14 protein-coding genes and 2 pseudogenes are annotated in these 18,340 nt (G+C 38.6%); 3 read left to right on the forward strand and 13 right to left on the reverse strand.

All coding sequences use genetic code 11. The annotated features are described in order from the left end of the window. Positions 1–140: 140 nt before the first annotated feature. The 6 genes from MIC7126_RS0110370 to MIC7126_RS29305 all read right to left on the reverse strand — a co-directional run bounded on the left by MIC7126_RS0110370 (position 141) and on the right by MIC7126_RS29305 (position 9,553). Entirely contained in the window at positions 141–3,896 is a 3,756-nt protein-coding gene (locus MIC7126_RS0110370; protein ID WP_017653076.1) for an Eco57I restriction-modification methylase domain-containing protein, read from the reverse strand. Positions 3,897–4,558: 662 nt separating this feature from the next. Then, positions 4,559–4,984 carry a type II toxin-antitoxin system VapC family toxin gene (locus tag MIC7126_RS0110375; RefSeq protein ID WP_017653077.1) on the reverse strand — a complete coding sequence of 142 codons (426 nt, stop codon included), beginning with the start codon at positions 4,982–4,984 and terminating at the stop codon, positions 4,559–4,561. Beyond that, positions 4,981–5,277: a hypothetical protein gene (locus MIC7126_RS0110380; RefSeq protein WP_017653078.1), complete on the reverse strand. Its 297-nt coding sequence runs from the start codon at positions 5,275–5,277 to the stop codon at positions 4,981–4,983. Before MIC7126_RS0110380 ends, MIC7126_RS0110375 begins: the two co-directional genes overlap by 4 nt. A gap of 315 nt (positions 5,278–5,592) precedes the next feature. Then, positions 5,593–9,030 carry a helicase-related protein gene (locus MIC7126_RS0110385; protein WP_017653079.1) on the reverse strand — a complete coding sequence of 1,146 codons (3,438 nt, stop codon included), beginning with the start codon at positions 9,028–9,030 and terminating at the stop codon, positions 5,593–5,595. A gap of 84 nt (positions 9,031–9,114) precedes the next feature. Next, a complete protein-coding gene (locus MIC7126_RS0110390) occupies positions 9,115–9,333 on the reverse strand; it encodes a type II toxin-antitoxin system HicB family antitoxin (protein ID WP_017653080.1) in 219 nt (72 codons plus the stop codon). Further along, positions 9,326–9,553 carry a type II toxin-antitoxin system HicA family toxin gene (locus MIC7126_RS29305; protein ID WP_081603079.1) on the reverse strand — a complete coding sequence of 76 codons (228 nt, stop codon included), beginning with the start codon at positions 9,551–9,553 and terminating at the stop codon, positions 9,326–9,328. The genes MIC7126_RS0110390 and MIC7126_RS29305 overlap by 8 nt, the downstream gene beginning before the upstream one ends. Positions 9,554–9,930: 377 nt before the next feature. Here MIC7126_RS29305 and MIC7126_RS31560 point away from each other — a divergent pair, with 377 nt between their 5' ends. Next, positions 9,931–10,383, forward strand: a complete 453-nt coding sequence (locus tag MIC7126_RS31560) for a hypothetical protein (RefSeq protein WP_017653081.1) — start codon at positions 9,931–9,933, stop codon at positions 10,381–10,383. 318 nt (positions 10,384–10,701) lie between these two features. Here the strand turns inward: MIC7126_RS31560 and MIC7126_RS0110405 are convergent, their stop codons facing one another. The 3 genes and pseudogenes from MIC7126_RS0110405 to MIC7126_RS27400 form a co-directional block, all read right to left on the reverse strand. Then, a complete protein-coding gene (locus MIC7126_RS0110405) occupies positions 10,702–12,030 on the reverse strand; it encodes an IS701 family transposase (RefSeq protein ID WP_017653082.1) in 1,329 nt (442 codons plus the stop codon). A gap of 68 nt (positions 12,031–12,098) precedes the next feature. After that, positions 12,099–12,626: pseudogene (locus tag MIC7126_RS27395) on the reverse strand (IS701 family transposase); the annotation flags it as partial. A 144-nt stretch (positions 12,627–12,770) separates the two neighbouring features. Then, positions 12,771–13,481, reverse strand: a complete 711-nt coding sequence (locus MIC7126_RS27400) for a transposase (protein ID WP_338010314.1) — start codon at positions 13,479–13,481, stop codon at positions 12,771–12,773. On the opposite strand from MIC7126_RS27400, the gene MIC7126_RS28610 reads away from it, so the two are divergent. Both MIC7126_RS28610 and MIC7126_RS27405 read left to right on the forward strand, forming a co-directional pair. Continuing rightward, positions 13,427–13,615, forward strand: coding sequence for a hypothetical protein (locus tag MIC7126_RS28610; RefSeq protein WP_017653085.1), 189 nt, complete (start codon positions 13,427–13,429; stop codon positions 13,613–13,615). The two genes, MIC7126_RS27400 and MIC7126_RS28610, sit on opposite strands and share 55 nt — an antisense overlap. 3 nt (positions 13,616–13,618) lie before the next feature. After that, positions 13,619–14,026: pseudogene (locus tag MIC7126_RS27405) on the forward strand (transposase); the annotation flags it as partial. A gap of 11 nt (positions 14,027–14,037) precedes the next feature. Here MIC7126_RS27405 and MIC7126_RS27410 read toward each other — a convergent pair. From MIC7126_RS27410 to MIC7126_RS0110440, 4 genes are all read right to left on the reverse strand, one after another. After that, positions 14,038–14,346 carry a four helix bundle protein gene (locus tag MIC7126_RS27410; protein ID WP_081603016.1) on the reverse strand — a complete coding sequence of 103 codons (309 nt, stop codon included), beginning with the start codon at positions 14,344–14,346 and terminating at the stop codon, positions 14,038–14,040. 60 nt (positions 14,347–14,406) lie between these two features. Further along, the gene (locus MIC7126_RS30350; RefSeq protein WP_017653088.1) at positions 14,407–14,559 is read right to left on the reverse strand and encodes a hypothetical protein; all 153 of its coding nucleotides are present in this window, start codon (positions 14,557–14,559) and stop codon (positions 14,407–14,409) included. A gap of 321 nt (positions 14,560–14,880) precedes the next feature. After that, positions 14,881–16,959 carry an acylase gene (locus tag MIC7126_RS0110435; RefSeq protein WP_017653089.1) on the reverse strand — a complete coding sequence of 693 codons (2,079 nt, stop codon included), beginning with the start codon at positions 16,957–16,959 and terminating at the stop codon, positions 14,881–14,883. 48 nt (positions 16,960–17,007) lie between these two features. Beyond that, positions 17,008–18,336, reverse strand: coding sequence for an MFS transporter (locus MIC7126_RS0110440; protein WP_017653090.1), 1,329 nt, complete (start codon positions 18,334–18,336; stop codon positions 17,008–17,010). Positions 18,337–18,340 lie beyond the last annotated feature (4 nt).

An 18,340-nucleotide genomic window follows, 5' to 3' on the forward strand; every position in this document is an offset into this window, starting at 1 on the left:
TTGTTTCGCGCAAAGGCGCAAAGGCGCAAAGGTACAAAGAATAAGAAAGGTAATTATGGCATTTCATAGACCACTTGCAAAAGTCCTAATTTTCGCAATCTTCTTTGCGTCTTTGTGCCTTTGCGCGAGAAAAAAAGTATTTATCCAACAAGTCTAATATCCGCATCACTCGTTACAGGTGCAAAGTCCCGATATGCTGTTAATGCATCTTGTTTGACTTGTTCGGGAACGATGGGGAATGTGGAGAGGATGTATGCAAATTCGGTTTCGGTTAAACCATAGAGATGAGCTATGATTCCGTCGAGTTCGGCGCGGAGTTTGGCTCTTTCGCTTGCGTCGGTGACTCCATTGGTGTGAGAACCGAGTCCGACTTCTTGCGCTAATTCGTCAAATTCTCTTGTGGTGCAGATAAGTTTGGCTGCGCGTTGTACTATGTCGGAAAAAGTGCGATCGTTTTTTGTTAGGCGTGGAACTGGTAGTTGGTAGACGTAAAAAAAATTCACATTAGCAGTTACTCTCAAACGCAGTAAATAATCTAAAACAAAGCTATTCCAAACTCCGCTAAGATAAAGCATTACATCATAGTTTATTTGACGATTTCCTTCATAGTCGTATGTACGAACAGATTGAAAACTTTCTGAGTGAAATTTTTGAGGAATGATTGCTGAAATCATTGTTCTCTCATTTGTACTACTTGCTATCTTGCGAAATCCAAGTCTGTAATCCTGATAGTCAAGCTTTTGCCTATTATCTTCCTTTTTACCCAGTACAGCTGCTCTTCCTTCTTTTTCATCAATCCAGTATCGCGGTTTTTCAAACTGGTGGTTAAATTGGTGAATCATTTTGCCTTCATATAAAGGCATCATTTCAGGTTTGCTATCTTTGCAAAAGAGATAGCTATCATTGGTCATGTGAAATTCACTTTGTAAACTAATATTCCAACAGTTATTTATTTTTTGACCTAAAAGTGGATATTTAGAAACTTTTTCTGCTATTGATAAATCATAATTATTCGCAAATTCAACTATTCCTAAGCTATCAGGTGATAATTTCCGCACCATATCAATGGTAATCGCTAAACTCTCATCACCAGGAAATCTTTGCAGTTCCTGTACATCATGACGCATAAAAGCTGATGGAAATTCTGTTGTTTTTCCACCCTTCGCAAAGGTAAGTACAACAAATTTAAAACGACTATCAACTTCTTCAAAAATTGTTTTGCGATTTTCAAAGCAGAATAACCCAGTTACACTTGTCTGATTAAACAACATTTCTCGTAGTTGTTTAGCACCTAAATCAGTATAAATACCGCTAGGAATTACAATTCCACACTCACCATTTAAACGCAAAAGGTTAAAGCACTGTTCGAGAAATAACTTATAGAGATTAATATCCGTTCCTGCTTTCTTCCCATTCACAACAGAAATCTGATTTTTATACTGTTCTGCTGAACGATAATAAGCACTTATATGAGGATATTGACTTTGATAATCTAACCAAGCTGCTGCAACTTCAGGATTTTCTAAAAGTTTTTTCTGTTCTTTTTCAAAATCCTTAATATCCATCTTATTTTTCGTCACCAATTCATTATGCTGTGCGAAGAACTCTTTCGCTTGCGGCTTGAAAATTTCCCAAGGTGGATTAGTAATAATCGCATCAAAACCACCACTTCCTAAAACTTTATCAAAATGATAACCCCAGTGAAAAGGCTTCAATGCAGCAATATCATCAACATTTAAAAACCGCTTTTTTGCCCTTCGGCTCCGCTCAGGGCTAGCTTTCCCAGTAGTTTGAATTTCCTCATATTTAATACCTAAACGTGTGCTAAATTCATCCAACAACAACCTATTTAATTTTTCTTGAGATTCCTGATTCAACTTTTCAATATCACTCTTCAACATCTGTAAGCGTTGTTGTTGTGATGTTCCTTCTAAATCTTCCTGACGAAAAGCGTGATTTTTATATTGGTTAATCGACTTATTCTTATTTTCTAATATATTTCGATAATTACTTGCAGCCAGTATCTGTAACAAATTCCCTTGCTGATAATCTCCAATTCTATCAAACGCATTTTCATCCACATTCATCAATCCAATCAGCGAATTACCTGCCATAATATTAAAATCAATATTAGGCAATGGTTCTAATTGATTCACATCATGAGTGGAAGATACTAAAGCTAAAAATAAGCGCAATTTAGCAATTTCTGTGGCTTCTTCCATAATGTCAACGCCATAGAGATTATCAGTAACAATCCGTTTTTTTAAGTAGTAAGATATAGATTGATGTTTTTCCCTAATTTCTTGCAGTTGTTGCTTTAAACTTGCATCTCCGACGATATCAATCATCCCCATGACAGCACCATAAACTAAGAGGAGTGTTTTCATCGCAGCTACAAGAAATGCACCAGAACCACAAGCTGGGTCAAGAATTGATAATTTTGGCAGAATATCGTTAATTAATAAATCACAGATTTTTGAATCTAAGTTAAATATCAGTTCGTTGTAATCTTCAAAAGGTTTATACTTGTCAGACAAAGAATCATTAACGCGGTCTAAAATGAGTTTATGAATCGTTCGATCACAAAGATATTCAGTGATTTGTGGACGAGTATAATAAGCACCAAATGCTTTTTGATTAATGTATTTTTCAAATATGTACCCTAAAACGTCTGGCGAGATTTCGTCATCTTTTCCTCCTGGTGTGTCGTCTAAATTCCAAGAATATTTAGCAAATAATGCTAAAACTTTTTCAAATGCTACATCAGGAATTGAAATCTGATTTTCGTGTTCAATACGATGTTGCAGAAATAATCCCCCATTGAGGTATTTAATCACCCCAACTAACTTTTCAACTGCTGGATCACGGTCTGATTCTGGTGTAGCAAAGCTATCAAAAAATAAAGTTTTCAGAAAATTACTATAAAAAAGGTTCTCACCTTGTTCTTTGCTTTGTTTGAGCCGATTTTGTAAATAATTTAAATCTCCGTTATCCAAAAAACTCTTACGCTGAAGAAAATAAACAAACATCATCCGATTGAAAATCACCGACGCATACCAACGTTTATCAGCCTCGTTGTTGATTCCTTTGATATGCTGTAAAAATAGCTTATGTTCCTCTTGAAATTCTTTATAAAATTTCTTGGTTACAGGTTCTACATCAAATGCATCTTGAAGACGACGCGCAATTTCTACAACCGAAAGATGATCATCTTCCAGTTCGGTGATATCAATAACTAGAGAACCAAGCTTACTTAAAAATAAGTCTCCCGGTTGACCTTTGACATATAAAGGTTCACGTTTATAACTTTTTATAGTGAGCGAAGTCGAACTATTATTTCCTTCTCTCTTCACCCAATACCAAAGACTGCGCGTACGCTGACCATCAATAAATATCAACAAATTTTCAGCGATTAAGTTAGTAATTTCTTTGTGAATTGCATCCCGAGTTTTCGCATCAGGAATAGCACCATCAGCTGCTGTCACTTCAAATATAGCAACACCAGAACTTTCAGCTATTCGTTGGTATTGGTAGGTTTTTTGACTTCGACGCTCACTTCGACTGCGCTCAGTGAGCGGATTTTGACTGCGCTCAAGCTCACTTTGACGCTGACTGAGCGTAGTCGAAGTCAGTGGATTTTGACTATGCTCAAGCTCACTTTGACGCTGACTGAGCGTAGTCGAAGTCAGCGGATTTTGACTATGCTCAAGCTCACTTTGACGCTGACTGAGCGTAGTCGAAGTCAGCGGATTTTGACTATGCTCAGTGATATCGTCTATTTCTAATGTTACTGCTTTTTGAAGTGAAGAATCTGACCAACCCAATTGTTGGATGAACAAGTCCTGAAATTGAAAATTATGTAATAATTCGCGTGTTCGCTGAAAGTCAAGTGTCATGGTATACTAATCCGGCAAGTAAAAATAGAATTTGATGTAGCAAAAAACGAGCATAAAAAATACGCCCAAAGATGAAAACCTTGGAGCCACAACCCTTAATTAATAACGATTTGTTTACATAATCTTAACAAAGCTGATACTTTGATAACCCTTTTTGCTACAAAATAACTCAGTATTAATATTTAAACGTTGCGATTTTGTATATCAGTCTATACTGACAGTATGAGTGTGTTTCCGGGTAAAATTTAGCGCTAGAAAAATAATTTTTTAACTAAATCTGAGCCTAGAAACTTTTATTACGTTTCTAGGCTTGTCTAATAAGGTTTTATAAAACTATAGGTAATTATAGCTAGAGACTAGGGGCGCTTAGGCTAGAGAATTCGCGAATGACATCAAAGGTTTTAGTAATTTAGAACGTCTTCTTGAAAAGTCTCGCGCTAAGGATTCCGGGACGCGCGAGCTTTAGGCCTAACCACCTTGGCGATTGCTATACTTAGGAAAAGCTAAAAACAGCCTACGTATCACTGAAATTAAGGATAAAATTAATACAAATTTATAAGTGTGCTTTGATCGACTAGCGGGAAACCAGAAACACGGTAGGATAAAGAGTGCGATCGCCACAAAAAAGTATGCTCTTTATTCGACTTGCAAAAAGGAAATTTTCACTCTGACCAATTTTCTATCTTTAGGTTGGGAATTTGAGAAAAGTCTCTATTATTACGTGTGACTATGATTGCATTTTGGGTAAGAGCAATTGAAGCAATTCGTAAGTCTTTATCAATCCTATTTTTTGCAAGTTCTTTAGAGCTTTTTCTTAACATTTCATAGCATGATTCAGCATTGTTATCAAAATTTAAGACAGTTATTACCTTAATAAATTCAGTAGTCTCCCAGAGCTTAGTATAAAGTTGAGTAAAATTTTTTTCTGGGGCTGGGTTATTCAATCTACCAGCCCAGCCGTTAAATAATTCTTGAACAGTAATCACCGTAATTGCTATATCCTTAGAGTGTTTAGCAACAGCAGCAATTATTGATTTATTTCCAGCTAAAAACAGCGATGCATGGTCAGTATCCAGAATCCATGTCATATGTTGTCCAAATCTCTCTCTGCTCTTATTTCTTTCATAATTTCCATAAAATCTGGATCGTCCTGAAAAATTCCAGCAAACTTCATCAAACCGCTTTCTGAAGTAACTGGTTGTATTGGTGCTGGAATCTGAATTATTTCTGCTTGCGCTAGACGCTTTTGCAATAGCTGCTGAATTTTTTCAACTGCACCTTGTTTAGTTTCATCACTGATTTGGCAATCAGGAACTTCTAAGACTGTGGCGGTAGTAAGCCCATCATCTCTAATTTCTAATAAAATATTCCAATTATCCACTTTTATTTACCTAACGTAAGTTTAATAAGTAAGATTTGTATTGCCTTCTTATTATATAAGATTCATATTTTATTTTTGAAATATAGCAGTTTTCAGGTTATTGAGGTACAGTTTTAAATTACAAAGCCTGTAGGGGTGGGGTTTCCCCGTCCTAGTTTGTATTGCATCGAATCGAGAAACGCCATACACGTAAGGTGTGTTGTCGCCAAGCGCCGCACCAAAATTGAGAATGCGGTGCGTTACACTTCGTTATAACGCACCCTACGTATGTTTCAAAAATAAAAGATAAATTCTATATAATCATTGTACAATATGTTACTCTTCCTTAAATAATCCCAAAGAACAAATAATTTGAGGTTCCCGTTTCTCAATTTCTTCACTGACAATACACAAGCGATCGTCCCTTCGCAAAGCAACTACTAATTCTGCTAATTGCTGATTGCTAATACCGCTTCTTAATTGCCGATTTAAAGTATCAATTGCCGACTGTCTTAACGGATAACGATAAATATCATCAATGGCTTTTAATAGTTCTTCAGTCACAAACAAAGTGTTTTTCATCTCTTGTGCATAACTTTTCAATCGTTCGTAACTACGGAATCTCGCACCCGATGGTCTACCCAATTGACCACCCATATTCTTTTCTTCTTCAGCCAGCAATTGAGTACCTTTTTCAACTAAATTATGATGCTGTTTATCTTTAGCTATTGCTGGTGTTGATTCTTCACAAGCTGCCATTTTTAACACAGCTAACTGCGATTGAGTTACACTATCACCATTGCGATCAACGTAAATTAAAGCATCATTTCCCTGAGTGGTTTTCATATACATTAATACTCCCTCTGGTTGCACTGGTTGGGGTATATGTCCACGAGTAGAATAAACCACATTCTGCATTTCTTCGATAGTTTTTTTCAGTGCAGGATTATCATCAGTTGCTTGTTTCCAAATTTGAAATGCTTCTGAAGTTAAATCAACTTCTGTATCTTCATCTCCATCTAAAACACCCGATTTTTCATTATATAAATCCAAAATTACTTGTGGATCATCATCCTCAAAAAATGTCTCATCAGTCCCCACAACTTCGGCATTTTCTTGTAATCTTTGCTTGAGTCTTTCCCGCAAATTAATAATACGTTCAACACCTTCAGCAGGAAGAAAAGAATAACAGAGAATTTTTTCAGCATTTTGACCAATTCGATCAACCCGTCCAGCCCTTTGAATTAATCGAATAATTGCCCAAGGTAAATCCCAATTTACAATAATTGCACAATCTTGTAAATTATGACCTTCACTTAAAATATCTGTGGCGATTAATATCCGTAATTCATCTGTTGATGATACCCTATCTCGCTTATTATTACTCACAGGGCTAAATCTTCCCGTCAGTTCTGTAGGAGATTGCGATCGCCCCGTTACTCCTCCTACTTTGGTGATGTTTTTTGCTTGTAAGTTATCTGTTATGTAGCGTACTGAATCTGCAAATTGTGTGAAAATTAATACCTTTTCGTTGGGGTGTGTTTCTGTTAATAGATTAATTAAGGCTATCAATTTTTCATCTGCTTGAGAATTCCATTTACCAATTTTTTGCAATATATTAATTAGGGCTTTCGCATCAGTTAATAAATCTTTTTTTAGTTTTTTAATATCAAACAATGACGAACGCAGCCATTTAAAACGACGCTGATATCGGGTAGTATATTCCTGATAAATTGATTCTGCTTGTTGTCTAAAAGCTTTTTCTGTTGATCCCAGGATTTCTTCTACCGCTTTTTCTCCCCTATCTGCTATCGGGGTGAGGTCATCTTCTTCTATTTCCACATCAAATAAACTTGCTGTCACCGAATCAGCATCCTCATCATTATTTCTCGTATCTAATAATTCTGAACTTTGAGTACCAATAGGGATATCAAGCTCGTTTTCTAAAGCATATAAATAAATAAAATTACGTAAAATGTGACGTTCAATTGATTGAATAAAAGCAAAACCGCTACTTTCTAGGCGTTTAAATAAATTAGTGCGGGAAAAACCCATCAATCTACGTCCACCGCGAAATAAACCGCTAATTTGGCGCTGTTCTATATCTGTTGGTGGTTGTTCAGGTTTTGCTGCTACATAATTACCCAATCCATAACGGGGTAAATTTAGTTCATTAATTACTGCAATTATTGCTTCCGAATAAAGGGAAGAATACGAATCATTAGCAGTATCTAAAGTAAATTTAATCGTGCGGGGTAAACGTTCGGGAAAATAAGAACGTCTACCATCAGGGAACTCTAAATATTTACGTATTACTTGTTTATTTTGATTAAGGGAAGAAAAACTGGGGTCAGATTTGGCATAATTATCTTTAATAAATGAACGAGTCCGCCGCACCATATAGCGTTTCATCAATTCTCGCCAATCATCGGGATGTTCACTTTTTTCAAAAGCAGCAAGAGATTTAACAGAACATTGATGCTTTCTAATAAATTGCAATTCTCCTAAAGAACCTCCTCCCAATTCATTAATTAAAGCTTCCGGTCTAAAACCCAAATCTTGGTCTTCAGGAAGAAATAATCTTAATTGAGCAGAAAGGTCAAGATAAGTTTTATTATATGGGGTTGCCGAAAGTAAAATGCATTTGCTTTCATTGGTTGCAATATATTCTGCGATCGCTCGATATCTTTTTCCTTCTCGATTGCGTAAATTATGACTTTCATCTATTAACACCAACCGATAGCGACGCAATTCTGGTAACAAATTTTGGACGTTACTAATGGACATTACCTTAGCATAAAGCCGATAATTATCCACATATTCTTGCCACATCGAAGTTAAGTTTTTCGGACAAATAATTAAAGTTTCCCAAAAACAATCTTCTTGTAATATTTTTGCTAAAGCAGTACCAACTAATGTTTTACCCAAGCCCACAACATCCCCGACAATTACCCCACCACGACGAGTTACATGACGCGCTGCTAGTTGTACCGCTGCTTTTTGGAAATCAAACAAATTATTAAATTCACGCGGTATTCGGAATTCTGAAAGTCCAGCGATCGCTTCATGGGATAAATGATAAGCAATCTTCAAATAAATATGATATGGTGGAATTAATTCTTCCCTTGCCCAACTGTTATCAATTATTTCGGCAAGCTCTTTAGAAATATCAATACAACCGTAATCTTGCCAACGGTCTTCAAACCACTTTTGCAGTTTATTCGTCGCATCATAATCTAGAATATCAACATTTAATTCCCCTTGTTTTCTCAAACCTGCCAAAGTCAAATTACTACTACCTAAAAATCCAACTATCGGACTATTCGGGTCATGGCGATGAACGAGATATAACTTAGCGTGGAGAGGATGGGCTAAAAATAATTTAATAACTAATTTCTTCGTTTTTAATTGACGGCTTAAAAGACGTAAACCTGCTTCATAATTATCTGTTGGCGCACCGAGAGTAAGCTGTTGGCGAAACTCCGCCGCTATCTTTTTTTTGAGACGAATAATAGTACTATTATCGAGCCTACCCTCCCCAGCACCCAACGTAAATGCACCATGCACCTCATCGCTGGGTAAAGTTTGCATCCCCACCAACAAGCGACAACAAGAAGTTTCTCCCCCAACATACTGTTCAATTAAATCATCAAGCTTGCGCCAACCTCTGAGGTTAAAATAACCCACGCAAAAATCAGCCCGATAAGATACTTTGAGGGTATCCCGCAAAATCGGTAGCAGTTGTAAGTCAATGTTGTCAAAGATGCGTGGCATGATTTTAGACTCACCGACGTATTTTACTTCATTTCAAGATACCCATCACATTGTTAATTCTGAAACGTATAGTAATAAGCTCAATTACGCAACTTGATAAACTGTTGGCTGTGGAAGCGGTTCATTTGTGGCTTCGTAAGCCATAATTAGGGATTCTAACGCTTCAATACCGTTCGCCACAGCTTCTTCATAAGTATCGCCATGAGTGCGCCAACGCTGTCCGGGAAAATCAGGAAATCCAACTAAGAAGCAGTTGTCTTCAACAGACCATTGAATCAACATTTGATACTTAAATTTACTCATCTTCCTGCTTCTCCTGCTGTTGTTTCTCCTCTACCTCTTTTATAGCTTGTTGCACATCCTTTTCTTGGTAGGGTTTAGCGTCCGACCTTTCTTTTCCCGAAACCGTTAGCTTTCCAGCATATAAAGGATGTATCCAGTTAGTGTGGCTTCCTTTTCCTGGTAGTTCGGTAAAACCTACTTGGCGTAGCCATTGTTTTAATTCCCTAATTTTCTTAGGAATTATTTAGATCGACTATCAACCACAGTATATTAACCTCAGTGTGCGATCGCACAAATATATAAAGTTTAATACATTAATATACTGTTACAATTCTAAAATTAAGGTGGGTTGAAAAGAGCGCTGCGATCATACATAGAATTAAATATGTATAGTAGCTTGATGATAAGTTGAAGGCCAATTAATTTGGCATCGCAGACAGCAATTTGACAATATGGTCATGAATTTGTCAACGCGGTCAAATAATTTGGCAATCGACATGTACAAATGGAGAATAGGAGACTCGAACCCCTGACCTCTGCGGTGCGATCGCAGCATTACTAGACCAACTAAAGGCTCCCTAGCTGTCCTAATGCCGTTCTTAGGACAGGTTTAGGACAATGAGGGAAATAAAACCAACCAATAACAACGGTTCCATCCAATTGAAGTTCTCCTGGGGTGGTAAGCGCTACAGTTTCAACCCCGTCCCTGGTGGACACTACGCCAACAGACGTGATATGGCAACTGCAACATCCATCGCCACACGGATACAGCATGACATCCTGGCAGGGTACTTTGACCCAACCCTGGAACGCTACCGACTTGCCCCAAAATTAGAAGCCCCCCAGTCAACGTTGACAACATTACTGGCGCTATGGGAAAATGGCACTAAGAAAAGCCCAAAGGCTTGTGTCATCTGGTTCCCAGCCTCCAGGCTGGGAATGTATTTAAAAGAGGCTCTGCCTCTTGTCAAGCTACTGGAGGCGGAGCCTCCCAGAATGGGTTCCCAGCCTAGAGGCTGGGAACCAGTCAGAGCAAGGGCTGTATCTTTTCTTAGTGCCATTCGCTCATAACGCATTGAATGGAGAATCTAGCACTCAAACTCTGCGCCCCTGAAGCGCTTTACTCTGTTTTTTCTCTGTCTTGAAAAGTTTTGTGGAAGGAAACCTTCCCCACAAACTTTTCGCTGCGTTTGAAAAAGCTACGAAGAAAGAGAAATGCTGTACTAAGTCCAGAGCAGAGTATTCATCGGTACATCGGTACTTATTTGTTAGCGATGTAGGATGCATCTAGTCGGCTCCATCCACTAATTTCCAGAAATTGGCTAGTTACACCAGCAGTTATCCCTCTTCTGTCACTTTCCGGAATGAGCAAGTAGTAACTAAGCGAAATTATCCAGAAGCATAATAGGGTTTAAATTGATTCATTGCACTAATTAATTGATTGAATCCCAGCAATAAATGAGAATTAGGGAAAATATGTATCCAGGGATAAATCAACCAAAATAGTAAGAGTGGTTGGGCAATGAGACGTAGATTATTTAAAGTATTTTTCCATCCGGATTCATGGTTCCATTGTTGATGATTAGAAAAATCAGCATCACTATTTTCTTGTAACTCAGGTTCAATTTTACGAGATAGATTTAAGCCTAACAAGGCGGAAGAATTTAAACTAATCATTGTGTAAACACAAAAAATCATTTCCCACCATCTCTCAATATGTTGAAAATTTGTGAACCGATAATTTGTCCAACCTAGTTCCTGTTTACACTGTCGAAAACCATATTCTACCCAGGTTCTTAATCCATATAAATCTCCTAAAGTTTTCTTGAGATTACCTTGAAGATTTGTCATTACGAAAGAAGTTGAATTCTCTGGCATGGTTTCTGGATCAGTGGTTATTTCCCAGTAAGTTATGGCTCTTTTTTTACCATAAATTATTTCCCTAATGTATCTAATTTCTGATTTCTGATTGCTAAATGTTTTTTCAAATTTACACCATTTATTCGCCCTAACGCTCTGTCCTGCTGGCAACCAGACTCCATGATTACTTCTTATTGCTACAACATAATCTAGTTGATATTCAGCTAGTTTTCTAATAAATTGGCTACTTTCACCATACAAACTATCTGCTAGTACTAATTTAATATTAAAGCCTGATTCAATTAGCTCCGTAATAATTTCTGATGCTAATTCTATTTTAGTTTTATATTTATCTCCTGATTTTAGCGTCCCTTTTGGTTTGAATATTTTTACACTTAAAGGAAAAGTTATATTAGAGTAAAGTCCATAAGCATTCACTGAAACTATTCCATTATCGACTTTTCCGACACTCCCTAAATATTGCCTAGCTACATAATCAGTCTTCTTTCCTTTTTTCCTGTCTCCTGTTTCATCTATTACTACTGTAATCGCATTGCCATCTAATGCTGTTTTTAGTCGATTTAATCTTCGTTGTTTTAATTCCTCTACTGACCAATCTGAATTAGCTAAAAAATGATGTAATGACTGTGCAGAGTTTATACTTACGGCTTTCGCTATCTCTGGTAACGATTTTCTTTTAATTGGTGACATTATTCCCAGATGTAAATATTTGAAACACTCATAATTTCTTACTTCTTTAAACAGGTCTTTATACTCTGCACAATATTCATCTATGATGGTAACTGTTGGGTGAGCATCTCTTGGCAAATGCTTGAGGATTTGTAATTCTACATCCATTGCCCTACTTACCTTTCAAGGTTTTCTTTTTTTATTCTTTTATTCAGAATACCCGGAAAGTTACAGAAGAGGGATATCTCGGTTTTCTTCTCAAATAATGGGTCTTGTTTCCCCTGTGGTAATGAATCAGCGTGCTGATATAACTCTATATCTAATGGTAGGCTTTTTCTGCCATCATATAAATGACTTGTTACCACTACTATTCCATTATCAGTCTTACCGATTTCTCCAATATATTGTCTTCCAACTCCTTCAGTCAAGTTACCACTTTTCCTATGCCCTGAATCATCAATTATCAAGCTAAATCCCCGATTAATTCTAGTCTGACTACACTTGTTCATTACCTCCAAGCGTCTTTCATTCAGCTTTTTAGCCGACCAAGGTGCATCTGTTAAAAAGTGGTGTAATCTATGGTAATTCACCCCTATGGCGTTTCCTGCCATCTGTAACAGGTTTTTTCTCTCACTTTCCCCCAATAATCCCCCTAAATAATGTCTGAACTCCCTTTTTTGCGCTTGATGATTAAATACATCATCAAACCTTTGACACCATTTTTCAAAGCATGGGGGCATGGCTGTGGGAGTTGTCTCTTTCATCAGGCTTATTTTAACGTGAAACCTATGCTATATCTGCATTATAACCTCTTTTGCTCTCTTTTTTTGCTTAAGTCCCGGTAATAAGTTATAAGCCAGCAAATAAGCATAGATTTCTTTACGAACCATAGCTGGAGTTTTACATCTTTAAATGTCCATACCAAAAGAAGTTTTTAAATGTCTTAAATCTAACTCCACATTCCAACGAGAGTGGTAAAGTTCTATTATCTTGTTAGTTGGGAAAGCTTCAATGTCAAGTAAAGTGGTAATTAAAGTAACTGATTTTGTGCGGAAGCCTGGAATCTGAATTGAATAAAATATCTCTCGAATTTTCAAGCTATTAGGTAAAGCCGCAAATTCTTCTTTTGTTAATGTTGTTGGGCAAGTTTTTGGTTGCTCCCAAGTTAAGATTTTATCATTCTTTCCAACTAGACGACCACCTTGTAATTTCTGACATCGACCATTATGTTTTCTGACAATAGCATCACAACCGTTATTAGAAATCCAGAAAAAATCAGCATAAGAGCAAAAAGCACTATCACCTAATAGAATATCTAGTGGATTTAAAAACTGATATATTCTTCTGGCTAATTTGAGATCGTTAGTATTCAATATATCAATAGCTAAAGCCGTTGCAGCACCAGTTATCAGGCTGAAAATCACACAAATACTCGCGATAGGAAAACCACATCCAGGTTCTTGACTAATTGATTGAGGGTACGCTTGTTGATTTTCTGGAGTATCTGGCATTGACACAGTTGAACAATCGATTAATTTAACATGACGACCACACCACAAATTTAATGGATTTACTGTTGATTCTAAATTTACGTGAGTTCGACGGTGATAAAAAGGCAAAAAGCTTGCTGCAAATGAATTTGCACAACTGGGTATTCAAAACAGCGATGCCTGCGGCGGGCTACGCCTACGCTACGATTGATGGAGAATGGGTAAAAAAGTCACAAAAAAAGACCGAGACTAAGAATATCTAACAAATGGCATTTTCACTAACTCCTGCCAATGTAGATGACCGAAAACCAGTCCCAGATATGACTCGTGACTTAATTGGCAAACTGTTTGGTGACAGAGGATACATCTCTCAAAAATTATTTGAACAGTTATATGAGCGAGGGTTGGAATTAGTAACCAAATCTAAGAAGAAAATGAAAAATCGTTTGGTAAAACTCATTGATAAAATTCTTTTACGGAAACGAGCAGTGATTGAATCGGTGAATGACCACCTCAAAAATATATGTCAAATCGAACACTCACGACATCGTAGTCCATTTAACTTTTTGGTTAATTTAATGGCAGGGTTAGCTGCTTATACCTATTTGCCTAAAAAACCTTCTATTGACATTTACCCAAAAGACTTACCTGCTCTACCTCCTGCCCTTTTTTAGTTCTATCGAACTCACGTTAATTCTAAAGCTTTTTCTGAACTTATATAACGACATCGCAAAGAAATTTCAATCCAGGTTTGAGTTTCCGCTACTTCACTTTCTGCATCATTAAGCTTACTTACAAATGCCCCAGAGTATCTTCGTTTTCTCAACGCTTCTGAAATATTTGCTGCAACAGAACGCGACGAGCGTCGTATCTGGTCTGTTAAAGAAAAACGTTCCTCTACTGTCAAAGATTTTGTTACCTCAAAAATTATCATCGCCACATCCATTCCATTCTGCCATACCCTTAACTCTTTGAATGAGCGGATATTTCCCATAGAATTATTTAGCCTCAATCATCGGACAGTAATTATCTTATTCTTTCATAAATAAGTGTCTCAAATTTTATTGTCGGGTAGATGTCTTACGGTATTAGCTCCTCCACCAGCTTGAACAACATAGCGACCATCTACCTCATTCAATTCTTCTCTCCGCGTCACCGCGTCTCTCAATCTCCTTGTCGCACGTTCTTCGGGTTTTCTTAGTGCCATTCGGTGTAGGGCTCACAGGTGTAGGCTTTTTACATATACATCTTCAATGGGTGAGACTTGGAGGACACGGAGGGAAAGTGGACATGGAAGAAGCTGAAAATCTATGTATATATACTAGTATTTAATCTTTTCTGTGTCAAAAAACATCCTTGTCTACTAAGTCTTGCCTCAACCAGGATTTAAACCTACCCTTGTGAGAGGGTGTAGGGGGGGGAAAGAGCCACGAAGGATCGGTTAGAAGCCTCCCCTTTTAAGGGGAAAAGAAAAAAAGATGTGTTTAAGACGTGCAGCGCGAAAACGAAACTCCAGAAACTCCAGTGTCTAGAATAATTTGTGTTGCTCCAAATGATCTGTGATTTCTTGTCGGGTTCGCCAAACCGGACGTAACTGCTGGCGCACAAATAATTGCAGTTGATCGGCGACATGAGTTGAATTAGGTTGACTAGCATTACCATAGCTAGTAAGAGCCATTGCTTTTAGTGGTTGAGAGAACTCAACAGCAGCAACATAGGAATCACCTGCGATCGCTCGAAACTGCCGATCGCCTGTTGGGGCAAAATTGACTACGCGGAAAATGCCTTTATCTCCATCACCACCATTGGCAGGCAAATCTAAATTGCCATACTGTAACCGGAAGACATCACCCCAAGGGATATCTAATTTTCCATAGACTTTTTTTACTTTTTGTGCTGCATCCGCCAACGCTTTCACCGCGCTTGTGGGGTTAGCCAAACCGTCGGGTGTTGTGCGTGGGGATTTTTCATTCCAAGGAGTGCTAAACAACGTATCCAAGTCTATGTTATTCACCCAGGCGTTAAACAGTACTGCACCCCGACTATTAGCATCAGCTTTGCGATCCCAGGCTGCTAAGACATCAGCAGCGCGACGTGTTAATTCATCTCCTTGTTTTTGTGCAACTGGAATCAAATCATCTAGAATCCGCTCTGCTAGTTCCATTTGCGTAGAATGTTTATAAGCAACCATTTCCTGGAAAGAAATGTTTTCATCTTCAGCTAACATCTTTGCAGAACGCTGCGCCCGAAAATACATCGGCCCCCGTGGTGCCATGTAGGCAGGATAATTATCTGCTTTGAGCGGAGATGGAAAAGTAGTAGTCCACGGTGGGTCATTGGCATTTTGTAACCAACCACTGGCTGGGTCAATGACTTTGGGCAAATCATTATAAGGGTGAATTTTCGTCCACAAAGTTTGAGATGTATCACCAGGGATGATGCCTTGCCAATAAGCAAAGTCTCCTGCTTGTCGCACGGGAACCAGACCGTTGAACAGGTGCATAATATGACCCTCACGGTCAGCATACATGACAGTAAACATCGGAAGTTGCAAGCTTTCCAGCGCTTGCTGAAATTCGGTGAGGTTTTTAGCACTTGCCATATCCCACCACTGTTTTAATACACCAGGTCTATCTTGACCGACAACGCGCAACGCCACGAGTTGACCGTCTTTACCTGGAACTACAGGCCCGTGAACAGTATTTTGGACTGAGAATGTTTGCTCGCGCAACGAACCATTTTTCTGCTTCACCTTGATTAAAAAGGCTGTTGTTTCAAAAGCGCGAACTTTGCCATCAAAAAGATAGCCATTATTCTGCAATTTTAGTTTATAGGCATCCCAACCATCATGCGTATTGACGGTATGAGTCCAACCTAAATTGTCATTGAAGGCGATCGCTAATACGGGAATGCCTACCAATGATGCTCCATAAGCATCAATACCTGGAGCGGTAATTTGGGCTTCATACCACAAAAATAAATCTCCCCAAGGCAAGTGGGGATTGGCTAGTAGCATAGCTTTGCCACTAGCAGATTTTTTGGGGGCGATCGCCCAACCATTTGAGCCTGGAGCCGACTTTTTATCAGTAATATCCGCCACCCGTTCTGGATCAACTACAAAAGTAAACAACATTACCCGTTGTAGATGACTTAATATATCCTCTGGGGTTACAGGTAAAACTACTTCTACTTGATCATCAATTAAATCAGGATGCTCTTTGGCATAAGTATTAATTCCCGTAGCAAAGGCACTCAAATAAACGCGAAATGCCGGACTTTGATCTGCATACCAAGCACTACCACGTTTGGGTACGCCCATTGTCAATACCCATTTATCTGATTTTAGATATTTCTCTCCCCAGTATTCGGCAGCCCGTCCCCGTGCTTGTCCATAAAGGCGCAACAGCAAGTTACCATGACTTTGCATCTGTGCCCAACCAAAGGCTTGAAAAGCACCCTGCACACTCTTACCGTAAATATGGGGTATACCGTAAGTATCCCAGAGGATTTCTGTATTTTTAGGTATAGTACTGATACTTTGACTACTCACCACCAACGTAAATATGATGCTGAGTAGAAAAGGTAAAAATCGTTGTGGATTTGTCATTTGTTATTTGTTATTAGGCTGTAGGGGCGAACGGCCGTTCGCCCTTACTTACTGAGAATTGTCAGCATCATGATCTGGTAAGAGCATTTCTAGATCACGCAAGTTGCGAACAGCATATCCACTTAAACCAACTATTAACAAACCCAGCGAAGAGATAAAATACAATAGTGCAATACCTGCACCTTTGTCAGTACCGAAGATGCTGCCTAAAAAAGGTGAGAGGCTACCATTAGGCAGCATCGCTGGTTCAAAAATGCGATCAGCTAATAGCCCAGCTATTAAAAATGCCACTGATGAAGTGACTAATTCCACCACAGAACGGGTGGCAAAAACACGTCCCTGCACTTGGGTTTTCACCTTGGCTAGCCAGATTGCATTGTGATAACTACCAAGAAAAGGAAAGTTAAGAGACGAGCAAAACTGAGTAGGAATCCAAATTAACGGACTTCTACCCAAACCGAAGGCAATTTTGCTCAAACCTGCACCAATCATCCCGATAAGTACTCCATTGATGCGGCGTTTGTTACCTCCCCAACTGCTAACAACTAAAGCACCTATCACACCTCCAATACCTGCGGCTGAGGCTAAACTACCTAAAATTTGAGCGTCATTTCCAGTGCGAGCCAAAATCAACGGAGAATAGAGTGCAGCACCGATGTCATGAGCAAACCAAAACCAAGACGCGAGAACTAGCATTGCCAGTAAACTAGGACGTGCAGCAATGTAGTGCCAACCGTAGCTGAGTTCCTGTCTGATGTTAGTGCTAGTTTGTAGTTCTACTGACTTGATAGCAGGTTGCGGGATCTGCACTAGCAAAACAGTAATAATGGCGATCGCAAAAGTAGTGAGATCAATCATTAAGATACCAGCTATACCAATAACTAGATAAAGAACGCTTGCTAATGCTGGTGCAACGATATTAGAGCCGTAACCAGCCAGGAAACCCATACTACTAGCTCGGTTGTAATGTTGCTTTGGTACTATTACAGATATTGATGCCGAAAACGCCAGTGTTTGAAATTGCTCAAATGTGCCTTTGATGGCCATAATCAAGTAGAGATGCCACATTTGCAAATGCTGCGTCAGGTAAAGCAACAAAACAGTTATATTCATTACAGCGCTCACCGTATCAGTCAGTATAATCAACAATTTGCGAGGAGCGCGGTCAACTATGACACCAGCTATAGGTGCAAATAGAATTTGTGGCAGTTTTGTAAAAAAAGTCAACAACGCCAGTGGTGTAGCTTCACCAGTGAGTTGCCATACCCAGATAGTCAGGGCAAAGTCTGTCATACTACTGCCAATGAGCGAAACCGCCTGACCAAACCAGACAGTCATAAAAGTCCGCATACCAGTTTGACGAGTAGGTAAGGTCATAAAG

Origin of the sequence: Fortiea contorta PCC 7126 (assembly GCF_000332295.1) — a bacterium.
Taxonomy (GTDB): domain Bacteria; phylum Cyanobacteriota; class Cyanobacteriia; order Cyanobacteriales; family Nostocaceae; genus Fortiea; species Fortiea contorta.